Annotated in this window: 12 protein-coding genes; 4 read left to right on the top strand and 8 right to left on the bottom strand. The window is 43.8% G+C overall.

Going from position 1 to position 16,250, the window contains the following annotated elements; genetic code table 11:
• Positions 1 to 15 precede the first annotated feature (15 nt).
• Both IQ276_RS18305 and IQ276_RS18300 read right to left on the bottom strand, forming a co-directional pair.
• A complete protein-coding gene (locus IQ276_RS18305) occupies positions 16 to 1,581 on the bottom strand; it encodes an efflux RND transporter periplasmic adaptor subunit (protein ID WP_235115767.1) in 1,566 nt (521 codons plus the stop codon).
• A 102-nt stretch (positions 1,582 to 1,683) separates the two neighbouring features.
• The gene (locus IQ276_RS18300; protein WP_235115766.1) at positions 1,684 to 2,352 is read right to left on the bottom strand and encodes a hypothetical protein; all 669 of its coding nucleotides are present in this window, start codon (positions 2,350 to 2,352) and stop codon (positions 1,684 to 1,686) included.
• Between the two features lie 552 nt (positions 2,353 to 2,904).
• Between IQ276_RS18300 and IQ276_RS18295 the strand changes: the two genes are divergently transcribed.
• Positions 2,905 to 3,789 carry a tetratricopeptide repeat protein gene (locus IQ276_RS18295; protein ID WP_235116329.1) on the top strand — a complete coding sequence of 295 codons (885 nt, stop codon included), beginning with the start codon at positions 2,905 to 2,907 and terminating at the stop codon, positions 3,787 to 3,789.
• Between the two features lie 372 nt (positions 3,790 to 4,161).
• Here IQ276_RS18295 and IQ276_RS18290 read toward each other — a convergent pair whose 3' ends face one another.
• On the bottom strand, positions 4,162 to 4,566 hold the full coding sequence (locus IQ276_RS18290; RefSeq protein WP_193925241.1) for a response regulator: 405 nt from the start codon (positions 4,564 to 4,566) through the stop codon (positions 4,162 to 4,164).
• 127 nt (positions 4,567 to 4,693) lie between these two features.
• On the bottom strand, positions 4,694 to 4,879 hold the full coding sequence (locus tag IQ276_RS18285) for a hypothetical protein (protein WP_235115765.1): 186 nt from the start codon (positions 4,877 to 4,879) through the stop codon (positions 4,694 to 4,696).
• 216 nt (positions 4,880 to 5,095) lie between these two features.
• Here IQ276_RS18285 and gyrA point away from each other — a divergent pair, with 216 nt between their 5' ends.
• Positions 5,096 to 7,612, top strand: coding sequence for a DNA gyrase subunit A (gene gyrA, locus IQ276_RS18280; protein ID WP_235115764.1), 2,517 nt, complete (start codon positions 5,096 to 5,098; stop codon positions 7,610 to 7,612).
• Positions 7,613 to 7,953: 341 nt separating this feature from the next.
• Positions 7,954 to 8,139 (top strand): CAB/ELIP/HLIP family chlorophyll-binding protein, encoded by a 186-nt coding sequence (locus IQ276_RS18275; protein WP_073645155.1) that lies wholly within the window; start codon positions 7,954 to 7,956, stop codon positions 8,137 to 8,139.
• Between the two features lie 212 nt (positions 8,140 to 8,351).
• Here the strand turns inward: IQ276_RS18275 and rpoD are convergent, their stop codons facing one another.
• From rpoD to IQ276_RS18260, 3 genes are all read right to left on the bottom strand, one after another.
• Positions 8,352 to 9,521: an RNA polymerase sigma factor RpoD gene (gene rpoD / locus IQ276_RS18270; RefSeq protein ID WP_012412585.1), complete on the bottom strand. Its 1,170-nt coding sequence runs from the start codon at positions 9,519 to 9,521 to the stop codon at positions 8,352 to 8,354.
• A 1,655-nt stretch (positions 9,522 to 11,176) separates the two neighbouring features.
• Positions 11,177 to 11,815, bottom strand: a complete 639-nt coding sequence (locus IQ276_RS18265) for a fasciclin domain-containing protein (RefSeq protein WP_193919088.1) — start codon at positions 11,813 to 11,815, stop codon at positions 11,177 to 11,179.
• A 590-nt stretch (positions 11,816 to 12,405) separates the two neighbouring features.
• Positions 12,406 to 13,680: a phthiocerol/phthiodiolone dimycocerosyl transferase family protein gene (locus IQ276_RS18260; protein WP_193919086.1), complete on the bottom strand. Its 1,275-nt coding sequence runs from the start codon at positions 13,678 to 13,680 to the stop codon at positions 12,406 to 12,408.
• Between the two features lie 59 nt (positions 13,681 to 13,739).
• Here IQ276_RS18260 and IQ276_RS18255 point away from each other — a divergent pair, with 59 nt between their 5' ends.
• Positions 13,740 to 13,913, top strand: coding sequence for a hypothetical protein (locus tag IQ276_RS18255; RefSeq protein ID WP_235115763.1), 174 nt, complete (start codon positions 13,740 to 13,742; stop codon positions 13,911 to 13,913).
• 287 nt (positions 13,914 to 14,200) lie between these two features.
• Here IQ276_RS18255 and gyrB read toward each other — a convergent pair whose 3' ends face one another.
• A complete protein-coding gene (gene gyrB, locus IQ276_RS18250) occupies positions 14,201 to 16,138 on the bottom strand; it encodes a DNA topoisomerase (ATP-hydrolyzing) subunit B (protein WP_190876735.1) in 1,938 nt (645 codons plus the stop codon).
• Between the last annotated feature and the right edge of the window lie 112 nt (positions 16,139 to 16,250).

The raw sequence follows: 16,250 nt of genomic DNA, 5'->3' as shown, positions 1-16,250 counted from the left end.
TATTTAAAACTCTCTTTAAGGGGAACCACCACCACCACCACGACCTCCTCTTCCACCGCCACCACCACCGCCACCTCCGAGGCCTGGAAAAACTCCTCCTCGTGGTGTTGATTGGGGACGCGATCCTGGTGGGAAACTGAGCAACACCCTTTCGTTTCCTGTTAACCCAGACTTAACTTCAGTAAAGTTATTTGCGGTGACCCCTGTCTCAATGGGAGTGAACACAGGTCTGTTATTGTTTCCTGGTACAAACACACCTGTAGCATTCTCTTGACGCACCACCGAGGCTGTTGGCACCACCAGGGCATTTTTCACTTCACCAACTTGAAAATCTGCTTCCACATTCATCCCAGACCGTAGTACCCTTTCAGGATCTGAAAGTGACACTCTGACTTCAAAACTGGTAACGTTTTGCTCTACTACGGATTGGGCAGCAATTTGCCTGACTTTTCCTTCAAAGGTTTTTCCTGGGTAGGCATCTGCCTGAATGGTAACTTTTTGACCAAGGCTAATTTTGGAAATATTGGTTTCTGCTAAATTGGCGACAACTTCATTTGTGGAAGCCAGAGCCAAGATTGAAGAAGAAGTAGCAGAAGATATCTCACTACTAGCAGTTGTGGGAGTTACGAAAGCGCCGGGATCGGCATACTTTTTCGTCACCACGCCATCAAAAGGGGCACGAATAATCGTGTCATTGATTTCGGCTTGGATGTTTTGCAGTGAACCCTGAGCAGATGTCACCTGGGCGCGGGCTACGTCTATATCTTCTTGGCGGGTTCCGGCTTTGAGGAGTGCCAAAGCTTGTTGTCTTTGCTTGACCACAGCTCGTGCTTGTTCGATGTCTTCTGGGCGCGATCCAGCTTTTTGCAGAGCTAGTGCTTGCTGTGCTTCATTGACAGCACCTTGGGCGCTATCCTTGTCGGCGCGGCTTTGATTTAGGGCCTGAAGAGAAATACCCCGTGCATTGTAAAGTTGTTGATTGCGCTGAAAATCATCTTCGGCTTTGCTCAAGTTTGCTTGAGCGCTTTGTAAACGTGCCTGTGCTTGGGCAATATCTTGAGAGCGATTGCCTGCTTGTACCTTTTCAAGATTCGCTTGGGCTTCATCAAGTTGTGCCTGTGCTTGGGCAATATCTTGAGGCCGATTGCCTGCCTGTGCTTTTTGCAGATTCGCTTGGGCTTGTGCCAATTGTCCCCGAGCAGAAGTGAGTTGACCCCGCAGGTTGGAATCATCCATGTAAGCTAAAATCTGCCCTTGTTTGACGATATCTCCTTCTTTCGCCAGTAGTGTTTTCAGTATGCCTGAATTTTTTGGGCTGAGGTTGATTGATCGCTCAGGCTTCACCTCTCCGTTAGCTGAAACTTTGATTACTAAATTTTGTCTTTGTACAGGCCTTGTTAGTACGCGGCGTCTAGCTTCTTGACGTGGAACAACAGCTACTTGGTAATAAACTGCATAGCCAATTCCACCCAACAAGGCAAGGACGAGTAGCCAAGAGAGCCAATTTTTCTTGCCCTGTTTTTTCTTTGCCTCTGGAACCAAAACTGGTGAATCTACAGAGTCTTGTGTATTAATTTTCATATTCATTTTGAGTATAGAAAGAATGGCTACCGAGCTGTTCTTCACGGCTAAAACTATAGCCTGGTAGCTCCATACTGACAATGATTTTGAGTTTTTAGTGTTTTAAAGGTTGATTTGCACTACCAGTCCATCAGGAAGTCTGAAATAACCATCACGCACTCGAACTAACCTTCTAGCAGGAACAATTTCCTGACTGGGAAGAAGAATATCCCCATTGGGAAGTCTAAAGTAACCTTGATTACGTAGTCTGACTATGCTCCTAGAAGGAATAATTTGTCCATTGGGGTATCTGATGTCACCATTACCAAGTCTGATGATTCTGGTATAGGGTTGGTTGTCCCGGTTCCAATTGTCCGAGTTTCGGCGATTTCTGACTTCTCTAGGATTAGGTCTGCCGTCCCGGTTCCAATCGTCCCAGTTTTGGCGATTTCTAACTTCTCTAGGATTAGGTCTGCCGTCCCGGTTCCAATCGTCCCAGGTTTGGCGGTTTCTGACTTCTCTAGGATTACGTCTGCCGTCACGGTTCCAATTGTCCGAGTTTCGGCGATTTCTGACTTCTCTAGGATTAGGTCTGCCGTCACGGTTCCAATTATCCGAGTTTGAGCGGGTTCTGACTTGTACAGGATTGGATCTGCCATCACGGTTCCAATCTCGATCGCCCTCAGCAACAACGTAGACTTGGGTTTGAGCATTTGCAGGCGCACTCAAGAGAGTAGGAACAACCATCGTGGCAGCAGCTAAGACTATAGACGCACAGTTTTGTTTAAACATAAATATTGACTCCTTTGCGCTTCAGTTTTGATTCAACAATTTTAGAAATCAGAAATCAGAATTCAGAATTCAGAATTCAGAATTTAGACTTGGGAAATAAAACAGGCTTGATGTCTGGCTACCAAACCCAAGTTGTCTACTTCACCAAGCTGAAATCCACTGTAAAATTTCTAATATTTACCTCATCGTATAAATTCATACATAATAATTATTGATCAAAACGTCTAAACCGATGTATGACCAAAGTCATAAGTAATTCCAGACTGGTGTATGACCAAAGTCATCAGTTTTTGTCATGGGGAATGGGCATTGGGCATGGAGCATAGGGCATGGGGCATGGAAGCTGACGTTGCAGGGGAAGAAGAACTATTGATTATTGACTCATGCCCAATCCCCAATCCCCAATCCCCAATCCCCAATCCCCAATCCCCAATCCCCAATCCCCAATCCCCAATCCCCAATCCCCAATCCCCAAGATTTTACTGCCGCCAACAGCGGAGATCGTTTAAGCTAGCTGAAAGATTCTTTGATAAGTGGCTTAGAGGCGGTATTGTGCCTAAACATTTTTATTTGATTTTTCTTCTGGTTGTCTGTAGTTTATGGAGTGTACCAAAAGCCGCTAACGCGCAGGCATTAATACCCCATACACTGCAACTAGATGCAGCAAAGTTAGAAAAGCAGGGGTTGACTCTGGCGCAGGAGGCGGCTCAACTAGCTCAATTTCAACAGGTTGAGTTAGCTTTGCCACGAGCGCGGTTGGCTACGCAACTGGCTCCTAACAATGATAAAGTATGGTTGCTCTTAGGTGGATTGCAGTTACAAACCAAAGAGTTTGACGGAGCGATCGCTACCTTAAAAAAAGCCCAATCTCTCAACCCCAAAAATGGTGATATTCTATTTGCTCTAGGGTCAGCTAATTTTCAACAGAAAAAGTACCAAGAAGCTGTTGTCAATTACCAAGAGGGTTTGAAGTTAAAACCCAATGACCCAGAAGGATTGTTTGATTTGGGTAATGCTTACTTTCTGCTAGGTCGATTGCCAGATGCGATCGCCCAGTACAATCAAGCTGTGACTCAAGATAAAAAATTCTGGCCGGCGATCAACAATATCGGCTTAATCAACTACGAACAAGGTGATATCCCAGGAGCAATTAAGCAATGGCAATCGGCTGTCACCATTGATAAACAAGCCGCAGAACCTTTACTGGCTTTGGGAGTGGCGCTATATACTAAAGGCGATCGCCAACAAGGACTGAGCTTGGGAGAAGCCGCACTCCGCATCGATCCGCGCTATGGTAGCTTGGATTTTCTCAAAGAAAATCTCTGGGGCGATCGCCTACTATCTGATACGAAAAAATTCCTAGAATTACCTCGTATTCAAGCAGCCCTACAAGGCGGAAATTCATCATCAGTTTCTGAACAAAGACCTACTCAATAGGAGTGGGGAGGCAGGGGAGGCAGGGGAGGCAGGGGAGGCAGGGGAGGCAGGGGAGGCAGGGGGAGAATAACTCTTAACTCCTCACGGGCTAAACGCCCCGCTATCCATGTACAGCACTGACGGCTACCCAGTCCCCAGTCCCCAATGCCCAACTCCTATTACTACTTGCCGAACAGTACCTCTTTATAGTACATATATACTTAACTAAAGATAGGAACTAGTACAGCACGGCGGAAATAAAGCTACCATTCCAAACAGTGAAAAAGCCTAAACTATAAGTCTTTTGACTTTTGACTTTTGACTTCCAAGGAAGCGGTACTAGTCGGTCAAAAACATTGTTGGGCGAGTATTCCGGAAATCAGTCGTGATTTTTCAGGGGTTGTCTGCGGGTAGAAGTGTGATGATTTGATCAACAAATTGTTGATGGTCAACAACTGGTTTAGAAATGTAGCCATCAGCACCGCTTTGCTTGAGAAAGTTCTCGCGATCGCCTTCCATAGCGTGCGCTGTCACCAGGATGACGGGTAAGTTTGCTGTTTTTGGGTCTGCTTTTAACATTTGTGTAATTTTTATGCCATCAACTGACTTGCCTTGATAAACACTTCTTGAGAGAGAAACGTCCATCAAAATCAAGTCTGCTTCTCCTGATTGGGCAATTTTTATTACTTCTTCCACATTTTCAGTATGTTTCACACCCAAGCCGCCGCGCTTGGACAAAATCTTGGAAAAAACACGAGCATTAATTAGATCGTCTTCGACAATTAAAACGGTTTTCATGAGAATTTTACTTATAGAGGTGGAGGGATTCAAAAATTGGTCTTGGACGGTTTTAAGCGCTAACTGTAATCTTTGGGATCTTGCTATGCCCAGCGGCGACTATAGTAGAACTTCTGAACTCAGCAAGCTACAAACTTTCGGCAAAATTCAAAATTCCTGTTGGAAAGTTGAGCCACTGTGTTGTGTGAGTATTCTGGCTTGTTTGCCTTTGGGGTTCCCATAGCCCTTGCAAGTGGAGTCTGTTTGCTGGCGCAGCCATCACCGCAAGCGGCTGAGATTTTGGCCAAAATTTCAAATTAAGAAATGCAATCATGGTAAATATGCTGGCTACTAAATGTATGTAGATTATAGTCGTCTGCCTTCTTTTTAATAGTCAATTTACAGCCTCGTCATCAAGGATGATACTACTGCTTTTTATTCTGTGACTATCAAAATTTTGTCAGGAATCCCATTTCATCCGTTATGCTGTGGTTGCTGGAGTATTGAGTTTCGTCGTTTTTTGTGTAGTTAAATTTCAGGGAAAAAACTCATGGCAAAACAGTTAAACCTTCTCTCAACGGGACAGGTCATTACAACAGCCCTGCACACCGAGATGCAACGGTCTTACTTAGAATATGCCATGAGCGTGATTGTCGGGCGAGCGCTACCAGACGTGCGTGATGGCTTGAAACCAGTGCATCGCCGCATTCTTTATGCAATGCACGAACTCGGTTTGGTACCAGATAGACCTTATCGCAAATGTGCCCGTGTAGTGGGTGATGTACTGGGTAAATACCATCCCCACGGGGATCAAGCGGTTTACGATGCATTAGTTAGGCTGGTGCAGGAATTTTCTAGCCGCTATCCTTTACTTGCAGGACATGGTAACTTTGGCAGCGTCGATAATGACCCTCCAGCGGCAATGCGCTACACTGAAACGCGGCTGGCACCTATCGGCCATGAAGGAATGCTCACCGAAATTGGTGAAGAAACGGTGGAATTTGTCGGTAATTTCGATAATTCCCAACAAGAGCCAACGGTATTACCTGCTCAGTTGCCATTTTTGTTGCTCAATGGCTGTTCTGGTATTGCTGTGGGAATGGCGACGAATATTCCACCACACAATTTGGGGGAAGTAGTTGATGGGTTGATTGCCTTAATCGACACCCCAGATTTATCAGATGAAAAGTTATTCGAGCTAATTCCAGGGCCGGACTTTCCCACTGGTGGAGAAATAGTTGGTAAGGCGGGAATTCGGGAAGCTTACACCACAGGTAAGGGTGGAGTTGTGCTGCGGGGACTGGCGACGTTGGAGGAAATTCCAGCTACCAGGGGAAGCAAGCGGCGAACGGCAATTATTATCACAGAATTGCCCTATCAAGTGAATAAGGCAGGCTGGATTGAAAAAGTAGCGGACTTAGTAAATCAAGGTCGCTTGCAGGGAATTTCCGATCTCCGGGATGAAAGCGATCGCGAAGGTATGCGGGTGGTAATTGAACTCAAACGCGACACAAATCCCCAAGAAGTTCTGCAAAATTTATATCACCAAACTGCTTTACAAACTACCTTTGGGGCAATTCTCTTGGCAATAGTCGATGGACAACCCCGCCAGTTGAGTTTGCGGCAACTTTTGCAAGAGTTTTTGAGTTTCCGAGAACAAACCCTCAACCGTCGCTACAGTTACGAGTTGGGGAAAGCTCAAAGTCGATCGCATTTGGTGGAAGGTTTGCTGAAAGCTTTGTCTAATTTGGATGAAGTAATTGAAATTTTGCGTCAAGCTGCTGATGGTAGTACGGCAAAAATCAACCTTTGCAGCCGACTAGATTTAAGTGAGATACAAGGAGATGCAATTCTGGCGATGCCGTTGCGCCGCCTCACCAGTTTAGAGCAGCAAAACTTACAGCAGGAATTTGAACAACTCAGCGAGCAAATTGATTTATTACAAAGATTACTGAACGATCGCCACGAATTACTCAAGGCGCTGAAAAAAGACTTGCGATCGCTCAAACGCAAATACAACGATGCCCGACGGACAAAAATACTAGAGGAGCAGAGGAGCAGAGGAGCAGAGGAGCAGAGGAGCAGAGGAGCAGAGGATGATGAAGACAATCCAAAATCCAAAATCCAAAATCCAAAATTAGAAGAACCTGCACAGGAAGCAATTTTAGAGTTTACCCAACGGGGTTATGTCCGCCGCATTCAGACATCAGGGAAAAAGTCGAAAATTGAAAATGGTCTGCACGACCATGATTTTATTATTCAAACTGTATTGACAGATACAGACAAAGATTTGCTAATCCTCACCAGTGGTGGCAAAGTCTACCCTGTGAAGGTGGGAGAGATTCCCCCAACCACTGGACGTTCTCCACGGGGAACACCACTGATTACCACCCTCAGCAATACTGCCCAAGGCGCTCAAGAAGATGTGGTTAGCCGGTTTTTACTCCCGGAAAATCTGGAAGCTAGCCAAATGGTTCTCTTGACAAAACAGGGAAGAATTAAGCGTCTGTCTTTGGAAGAATTTACTAATTTAACTCGTCGCGGAATCACGATTTTGAAGCTCAAAGATGACGATCAATTGTCATTTACCCAGTTCACTATTCCAGGGGAACATCTAATTTTAGCTAGTTCTGGTGGGCGAGTATTGCGGTTCGTGGTTAATGACGAACAACTACCAATTATGGGTCGCACAGCAATGGGTTTACAAGCATTTCGACTCTTGAGAAATCAGCAAATGGTTGGCTGTGTCACTGTCGGCAAAGATGACCAGCTATTGCTAGTTACTCAAGAAGGACATGCTAAGCGGATGGTTGCGAGTCAATTAAGAGCGGCTAATCGAGGCGATTTAGGCACACAAGCGCTGAAATTTGCCAGCAAAACTGACAACTTAGCTGGTATGGTCAAGGCGATCGCCTCTAGCGAGGTAGCCCTAGTGACAAACAAAGACCGGGTAGTACGGATACCTATAGAAACAGTGCCTATTTTAAGCAGAGATGTCAAAGGTGAAAGCATCCTCCAACTCAGCCGGGATGAAAAAATTATCACCGTCGCCGAAGTCCGAGCTTAATTAGGGTGATGTTCAATTTGCGGTAAGAGACGCGATAAATCGCCGTCTACAAGAATCAATCTTTTGTAGAGACGGCGATTTATCGCGTCTTTGGGATGTAGATTTTTAATCTCAGGTTTGAATAAATTAGTATTTTGATAACCGATAAAAGTCTCCCCAACATTTCTTCCACTTCAGTAAATCTACCTGAAGAGCGATGTTTTTATGGGTCTAAATAGATGTTATTCTTTATGTCAAGGTATCGCAACAAAAATACAAAAATTGTTGCCTTTATGAAAATATTTGTTATATTAGTTTACGTAAGGCAATAAAGCTTAAAAATAAAGTTTGGAGTACCAACCATGACAAATGCAACCACAACAAAAGTTACTACTCCCGTAGTTGAAGATCGTAACGCTTGGCGTTGGGGCTTTACTCCACAAGCAGAAATTTGGAACGGTCGCTTGGCAATGATTGGCTTTTTAGCAGCATTACTAGTCGAAGTTTTTTCTGGTCAAGGTTTTCTACACTTCTGGGGTATCCTCTAATACCAATTTGGATTTTGGATTGAGAATTTCTTTCTTGGAAAGAGTTCTGTAAATTCATCTGTGCATTCCTTTTTCAAATTGGTATAAATTTTAATATGTAAGATGACCCATAAATAAAAAAACCTGGAGTGCTAATTCACTACCAGGTTTTTTATTTGTTTGTCACTAGTCATTTGTTTATTCACCAATGACTATTGACAAATGACTCTTAATTACCGAATATATTCCTTGAGAACGCTGTTGCGATTTGGGTGACGTAACTTGCGGAGTGCCTTCGCTTCAATTTGACGAATGCGTTCGCGGGTGACGTTGAAAATCTGCCCAATTTCTTCAAGTGTCTTCATCCGACCGTCATCTAAGCCGTACCGCAGTCTCAGAACATCGCGTTCACGAGGACTGAGACTGTCGAGAACTTTTTCGAGGTCTTCGCGCAGCAGATTTTTGGAAACTTGATCTTCTGGCGTTTCACCATCGGATTCAATAAAATCGCCTAACCGAGAATCTTCTTCTTTCCCGATGGGCGTTTCTAATGAAATAGGTAACTGGGCAGATTTAGCAATAAACCGCAATTTCTCAATGGTCATTTCCATCCGAGTAGCGATTTCTTCCTCTGTGGGTTTACGACCCATTTCTTGAGATAACAACTTGGTAGTTTTCTTAATTCGAGAAATGGTTTCGTAAAGGTGGACTGGAAGGCGAATAGTGCGGGATTGATCGGCGATCGCCCGGGTAATTGCTTGACGAATCCACCATGTAGCGTAGGTAGAAAACTTATAACCTTTCTCGTGGTCAAACTTTTCAGCAGCGCGAATCAAACCGAGACTGCCTTCCTGAATTAAGTCTTGGAACGACAAACCACGATTCATGTACTTCTTAGCAATTGAAACCACAAGACGCAAGTTAGATTGCACCATCTTGTCTTTCGCTCTGCGTCCAACATGCAGGCGATAACGAAAAGCTGGTAGTGGTAGTTGCACGGCTTCTGCCCATTCACTATCACGAGGATCGCGATCTAATTGTTCTGAAAGTCTTTCCCGTACCCGCTCTAATTCCAGTAAATCGGCTATTTTACGCGCCAATTCGATTTCTTCATCTGCCCGCAACAGACGAATTCTACCAATTTCTTGCAAGTAAAGCCGAATCGAATCTTCAGTGTAGTGCTTTTTCTTGCTTTGTGTCCGACGACGCGATTTAGCGGCTTTTCCAGACTTTGCGTCGTCCTCATCAGACTGAGGCTCTAAAAACTCATCGTCACCTTCATCGATGATCAGCAAGTCCTCTTCATCATCAATTAAGAGTTCTTCTAACTCGAGCTCAGGCTGATTCATTATTTCTAGGTCAGGCTGATATATGCTTTCGAGTACGTTGTTAGCCTGGTTCATGCCGCGTTCCTCATGCTCCTTGCAGAATCAATTACTCAAGATGTGTTTAATGCTCTTTTAAACGAGCTAGTTGAAAACCGAAAATAATCTTTTTGGCAGATTTACCAGAGATATTTTCGGCACTTTTGCACCTCTGTAGGAGGGCTTTTTACTTTAGTTTAAGTCACTACTAAAGTTGACTTGTTCACTTTAGTAAATATCTTATGTGTTGCTATCACACATAGTTTTTAAGTGACTGGTCTTAAAAAAGACTCACCTTTATCAAAAACTTGCCACTCGATACAAACAATCAGACTTTTGGCAGATTTTCGTATAAAGACTCTTCCGATTGTAGCCTGTTTCACAGAAATTGCACTCTTTTTGTGTATCGATCATGAATTCATTAAGCAAGTGTTAGCTCCTTTTACCAAAAAGACATTAAAAACAGGAATTAAACCCTGAAATATTTTCTAGACTTTTCGGAATTGCAGTGGTTGTTTAGATTGCATTTAAAAGTCAAGTACACTTTGTTTTGCTCAATTTCATGTATTTTACACAACATTAATTACTGAGAAAGAGTGCATTGTTATGTTAACTCAGGTGAAAAGTCTTAACCTACCTATTTTACATTTCCTTCATAAATCATTGAGTCCTTGGATCAAAGTGGGTTTTTCCTGTCAATAAATACAACTAGAGTGGTGGTGCTTGCCTCAAAGCAGTTAACCTTCTGCGTAATCATTACCTTAACTGAGGAGTTGAGGTTGTGGCAGAATCGACCTGATAGCAGATCACTTTAGGTTTAACTAATTCGGTCTTATTCACACGTTAGCGCACTGTGGCGATTTCAGCCCTATGAAACTTGACAAACTCTTCTTATTGTATACAACGATATTTTAATCAATTCAAAAACGATTTGCCCTGAAAGATCGTTGATATTAGTTTACCTAAGGCACAAGTACATTGGATACATGCGATGCAATAACTGTTCCCAGGGTGCTACATGAAGATATTAACAAGTTTTCAGCCAGATGGTATTTGCTTCCACCTGGCATTACCTTAAGCAAAGAAAACTCAAGATTTGCCTGACGACTTGGTTGGGAAGCTTTTTAAGTAAATTTTTTGTAAACTTACATACTTTTGATTCAGTAGTTTTTTGTCAATTTGTCATCTGATTATGAAAAATCCTCAAAATACTTATTAAGTGTTGTTTGATAGATGATATTTAGTTATGTTATTCAAGCATAACAAATGTGTTTTTCGCTGGTGGGCAAAATTGAGCAGTGAGCGCAAAAGACCGCTAAGCGATCAATTTTCAACAAAGTTGGTAGTTTTGCTAAGATTTGAACATTGATTTTTTTAAATCTTCACAATAAATCAAATTATATGATGAGTTGCTAACTGGAAAATTGAGATTTTTTGTAGCATACATATTACACATGTAGCGCTTCCAGGTTATGTTGAATAAACCCTGAAATGGCAAAGAGGGTTAGGAATTAGAGGCTGTAATAGTGTACTTCATTCATCTGAAAATTGCTGTAGGCAAGTGGTCAGCCAACCTAGAATTCTCTTTAATTGATTTTTAGCGTCTAGGCGTAGATTGGATGTCAAGTGGCTTGAGGACGGTAAGATCAGCCTACAATTATTTTTTTCTCCAGAGTGACAGAAGCTTGGCTAAACTATCGTGGTGTTGGGGTAGCGGTTAGACTTGCAGGAAAATTGGGTGGTAGAATTACCCGATCAACTATGTGAACGATGCCATTGCTAGCTGGGATATCGGGCTGAGTCACTTTAGCGTTATTGACGGTTATGGTTTTAGTCGTAGGGTCAACTGTGATTTTAACGGGAGTACCTTCTACGGTTTTAACTTGTCCAGATGTTAATTCTTGGGAGGTAATTCGCCCAGGTATAACCTGGTAAGCCAAAAGTCTGACTAATTGTTCCTTGTTAGCGGGCTGTAAGAGTTTATCTAGAGTAGCTTTTGGTAAAGCAGAGAAAGCCGCGTCAGTGGGTGCAAAAACTGTGTAAGGGCCTGGTGCAGTCAATTGTTCATTTAAGCCAGCGGCTCCCACTGCTTTGATGAGAGTTTGGAACTGTCCTTGGGCGACTGCTGACTTTGCCAGTTCTGCTAAATTTGGCGTGGTAGTGGGAGTTGGTATGAGGGGAGAAGGAGTTGTTATGGGGGTTTGGGTAACGGGAGGAATAGTTGCTATGGGAGTTTCTCTGGTAGGCTCAGTGCAAGCAGACAGAGCAACCAGGGTACTTATGCCAACAATATTAAAAAATGCTTTTTTTACTATGCTTTTAGTCGCTTTCATCATTTTGTCTAGAATCCAGTTAAATAGGGAATTATTGACAATAATTAATGAATTTGTGAATATAGTCACTTATCTAACGACATAGTTTCGAGTCAGAAAAAAATCAATACGAAATATTGACTAATTTCTTAATTTGCCATCAGTCAAAAGAGGTAGTTTTTTCTAATTTTTAATAGTCATTTTCATTTCAATGAGATGTGTGGTAGTACAGCTACAGCAATCCAGAATCATTCGTGAGAAAATACGTAAACTTTGAAGATGCGATAAGAAGACGCGATAAATCGCGTTTCTATATCAGAGTTTTGGGTTGATATGAACTGTGTTGTTCTATAATTTTCTTGCCTTTTGCCTGCCGGAAATTTTGAAATTTTTCTTTGGGTAGAAATGATCAAAAAATGTGAGTTCGATGAACCTCTCCCCAACCCCTCTCCGTCTCGGAGAGGGGCAATAAGATCCAATACTGCTCGGTTAAGGGAAAATAGATGGTGGAATAAATCATAATTTGTTCGCGTGTAGTTTACGAGAACAAAAACAGCTAAAAACGTTGCTTGTACCTGAAGGCACTCTCGAAAAATTTAAAGAATGTTGTGTTATGTGCGCCAGGCAGCTTCGGATGTAGCTTCCTGTACTACTGCAAGCTCTAAACGCTTGACTCCTTCCGATAAAAAGGCAGTTGCAGCTCGTTCGCTCTGAACCCGATCAACATCAATCAGTGGTGTAGATGAAAGCGTGAGGGTGAGGCGATCGCCCAAGGTCGCAACTCCAACATTCCGCCCTACCACACTTGGCATGACAGCAGGTGCATGGAGTGCTTCAATCCAAATGTTGCCGTATTGTTGAGCCATATTGATGCGACCGAGATTTGTGACGTTCAGTTGACAGGGAGATTGCGATGATCCCCCTGCTTCAGCAAAGGTGGTGGCATCGGTGAGATTCGCAATTGCGCGTTGTCGAAGTTGGTGCTCCTCGACTAACTGCTGGGCAATGTCGATTTGTGAGAGTTGAGATTTGACTGATCGCGCAACGTCCCAAAATGCGGAATCCGGTTGAAGGGAATGAGTCGTCATACACAAGCAAAAATAAAGCCCAACTCCATCTGGCATCGGCAAGGATAGGTGTGATCGTACATTGACCGGATGTAAACATTGCATCACATCGCTAGGTTTAGCGTCTTGCTGAGTGAGCGCGAGCAAGAACGCCGCACTGACTGCACCGTGTACGGTTGTGTGTTCGGCTCGACTGCGTTGGATCAGTTGCTGGGTGAGTTCGGGAGAGAGGACAACGGTGTGAATGTGGGGTGGGGCACGACGAGACAGGGGTGGTATATAGTCCGTGGGCTTAGGAGTAGTTTCTGGACAGGGTGTGATGCCAAAAAGCGATGATTCGAGCGATAATGCCGCAGAAAGGTGCGATCGCTCAAATATTTCGCCTCCTAACCTTTGGAGAATATCTCGCATTAGATAAACGCCAGATAGCCCATCTGCGATCACATGATGGCAAATAATCATCAGTTCGGATTCAGCCTCTGATTGCAGCAGCACGACTCGCAGTAAGGGTGCTACCTGCCAATCCAATGAGCAAGCCAGTTCGACTTCGAGTTCTGCTTGCCAGTGCTGATCATCCGTTCTCTCGACCAGCCGCAGCGGAATTTCGTCGTCGGTTTCGACAAATTTAGGCTGTCCGATCGCGTCAGTGGCGATGCAGACTCGGAGCAGAGGATGGCGTTGCTGAATTTGCCTGAGTACCATCGAAAGTTGATCGACACTAAACTGCCCCTGAAGTTTCGCAACGGTGGCAAAATCCATTGGATAAAACTGGTTGTAGAGCCAAAATAAATGTTCAAATGCACCTAAATACCGTTCCATGAGTAATACCTTAGCCAAAAAAAAAGTATGAAGAAGTAGGACGCTTCGTTGTAGAGTTATTGTCTCTCACAACGACAACTCAAAAACCACTCCTCGCCCAATACTGTTTGGTTAAGGCAACAGACGCGATAAATCGGCGTCAAGACGAAGGAATGATTATTGTAGAGACGGCGATTTATCGGGTCTTCGGAATTTTGAATTTTAATCAAAAAACCTTAACCGAACCGTATTGACTGCTCGCCCATGCGCGATACGATTTGTTCGCGCATTGTTTACGCGAACAAAATTTTCTTTGTTTTACCCTCTATTTCTCCTTAACCGAGCAGTATTGCAATAAGATCCTGAGTTAGGCACGAAAAATTAGGGTTTCTAAGCCTCTCCCCGAAACGGGGAGAGGAATGGAAGCGGGGTTCTTTGGCATCTGTCGAACTCAGGTTAAAAAAGGGAATGGGTAATAGGTTTTTTACCCATTACCCATTACCAGAGTCACAAATTATTAGAATCGTGAGAAAAAATTGAATTAAATATCTAGATCCGTGAAGTTGAGTTTAGAACCATAGGTTTCAATGAATTCTCTTCTAGGTGCGACACGATCGCCCATTAAAATAGTGAAAATGCGATCGGCTTCGGCGGCGTCTTCAATTTCGACTTGCTTCATTTTGCGGGTTTCTGGGTTCATTGTGGTGTCCCAGAGTTGTTGTGGCATCATTTCACCCAAACCTTTGAAGCGTTGGATGGTGTAGTTGGCGTTGGCTGGAAATTTGGCGATTACTTGGTCTTTTTCGCGATCGCTATAGCAATATTCATGATTACGTCCCCGTTCTACTTTAAACAGTGGGGGACAAGCAATATAAATAAAGCCTTGTTCAATGAGCGCTCGCTGATACCGATAGAAGAAAGTTAACAACAAAGTACGGATGTGCGCTCCATCTACGTCAGCGTCAGTCATGATGACTATCCGGTGATAGCGCAGTTGGGTGGAATCGAATTCATCACCTTTGACACCTAAACCGAGTGCTGTAATTAACGCTTGAACTTCGTTATTTTTATAAATTTTGGCGTCGTCGGTTTTTTCTATGTTGAGGATTTTACCACGTAAAGGCAAGATAGCTTGAGTGCGGCGATCGCGTCCTTGTTTGGCACTTCCGCCGGCTGAGTCCCCTTCCACGATGAAAATCTCTGATTCGCTAGGATCGCGAGAACTACAATCTGCCAATTTACCAGGTAATGGCGAAGATTCGAGTACCGATTTACGTCTGACTAATTCCCGTGCATGACGCGCTGCTTCTGCGGCTTTGAAGGCTTGGATAGCTTTATCTAAAATTGAGTCGGCGATGGCCGGGTGAAATTCTAGGTACTCGGTGAGGACTTCTCCCACCAGAGAATCGACAATACCGCGAACTTCGGTGTTACCGAGTTTGGTTTTGGTTTGTCCTTCAAATTCTGGATCAGGGACTTTTACAGAAATTACCGCTGTTAAACCTTCTCGGACGTGTTCGCCACTGAGGTTGGGTTCATTTTCTTTAATTTTATTTCGTTTGCGGGCGATCGCATTTAATGTGCGAGTCAGAACTGCTTTCAATCCTTCTAAGTGCGTACCACCATCCACCGTGCGAATATTGTTAGCAAAACCTAGCACATTATCCGTATAAGCATCAGTACACCATTGCAAAGAAACTTCCACTTGTACGTTGTTCCGTTCCCCCTGCACATAGATAATTTCTTCATGCAGTGGTTGCTTTTCACGGTTCATGTAAGCAATGTACTCTTTAATGCCACCCTTGTATTCGTAGGATTCTACCTTGGGTGTATCACTTTTCAGTAATTCTAGACGATGGTCAGTAAAGGTAATTTTGACACCAGCATTCAGATACGCCAATTCTCGTAGGCGACCTGATAAAGTGATGTAATCAAACTCAATACTAGTAGTGAATATTTGGGTATCTGGCTTAAAGGTGACAGAAGTTCCGGTTCTAGCTTCTTTGTAAGGCTTGACTTGCAGATCGGTAACTGGAATACCCCGTTCATAGCGCTGGATATGAACTTTTTTATCTCGCCAAACTGTAACTTCTACAATCTCAGACAGGGCATTAACAACAGAAATACCAACCCCGTGCAATCCTCCAGAAACTTTATAGCCACCGCCGCCAAACTTACCACCGGCGTGCAGTACCGTCATCACGGTTTCCAAAGCCGATTTCCCGGTACGTGAGTGAGTATCGACGGGAATACCGCGACCGTCATCTGTTACAGTCACAGAACCATCAGCGTTGATATCCACCTCTATATGAGTGCAATGACCCGCCAAAGCCTCATCGATTGAATTGTCCACCACCTCGTAAACTAAATGGTGGAGTCCTCGCGGCCCGGTGGTACCGATGTACATTCCTGGTCGTTTGCGGACGGCTTCCAGACCTTCCAGAACTTGAATCTGATCGGCACTGTAACTGCTCGTCATGTAAACTCTCCTGATGCGTGGGGTTGAACTCGCCTAAAGGCAAATAAAAGTAAAAACACTCCAAAATTGTAACACAAAAGCCTTGCTGGCGTCTGTAGGGCATTTTCAAGAG

It is taken from the genome of Desmonostoc muscorum LEGE 12446, from assembly GCF_015207005.2.
GTDB classification, from domain to species: domain Bacteria; phylum Cyanobacteriota; class Cyanobacteriia; order Cyanobacteriales; family Nostocaceae; genus Nostoc; species Nostoc muscorum.
This window is presented reverse-complemented; position numbering and strand designations above follow the sequence as displayed.

Excerpts from the sequence above, each read along its gene's own strand:
- IQ276_RS18290 (WP_193925241.1), bottom strand. The coding sequence starts at position 4,566 with ATGAAAACCGTTTTAATTGTCGAAGACGATCTAATTAATGCTCGTGTT.
- gyrA (WP_235115764.1), top strand. The coding sequence starts at position 5,096 with ATGGCAAAACAGTTAAACCTTCTCTCAACGGGACAGGTCATTACAACA.
- IQ276_RS18285 (WP_235115765.1), bottom strand. The coding sequence starts at position 4,879 with ATGATTGCATTTCTTAATTTGAAATTTTGGCCAAAATCTCAGCCGCTT.
- gyrB (WP_190876735.1), bottom strand. The coding sequence starts at position 16,138 with ATGACGAGCAGTTACAGTGCCGATCAGATTCAAGTTCTGGAAGGTCTG.
- IQ276_RS18300 (WP_235115766.1), bottom strand. The coding sequence starts at position 2,352 with ATGTTTAAACAAAACTGTGCGTCTATAGTCTTAGCTGCTGCCACGATG.
- IQ276_RS18260 (WP_193919086.1), bottom strand. The coding sequence starts at position 13,680 with ATGGAACGGTATTTAGGTGCATTTGAACATTTATTTTGGCTCTACAAC.
- IQ276_RS18265 (WP_193919088.1), bottom strand. The coding sequence starts at position 11,815 with ATGAAAGCGACTAAAAGCATAGTAAAAAAAGCATTTTTTAATATTGTT.
- IQ276_RS18305 (WP_235115767.1), bottom strand. The coding sequence starts at position 1,581 with ATGAAAATTAATACACAAGACTCTGTAGATTCACCAGTTTTGGTTCCA.
- rpoD (WP_012412585.1), bottom strand. The coding sequence starts at position 9,521 with ATGAACCAGGCTAACAACGTACTCGAAAGCATATATCAGCCTGACCTA.
- IQ276_RS18275 (WP_073645155.1), top strand. The coding sequence starts at position 7,954 with ATGACAAATGCAACCACAACAAAAGTTACTACTCCCGTAGTTGAAGAT.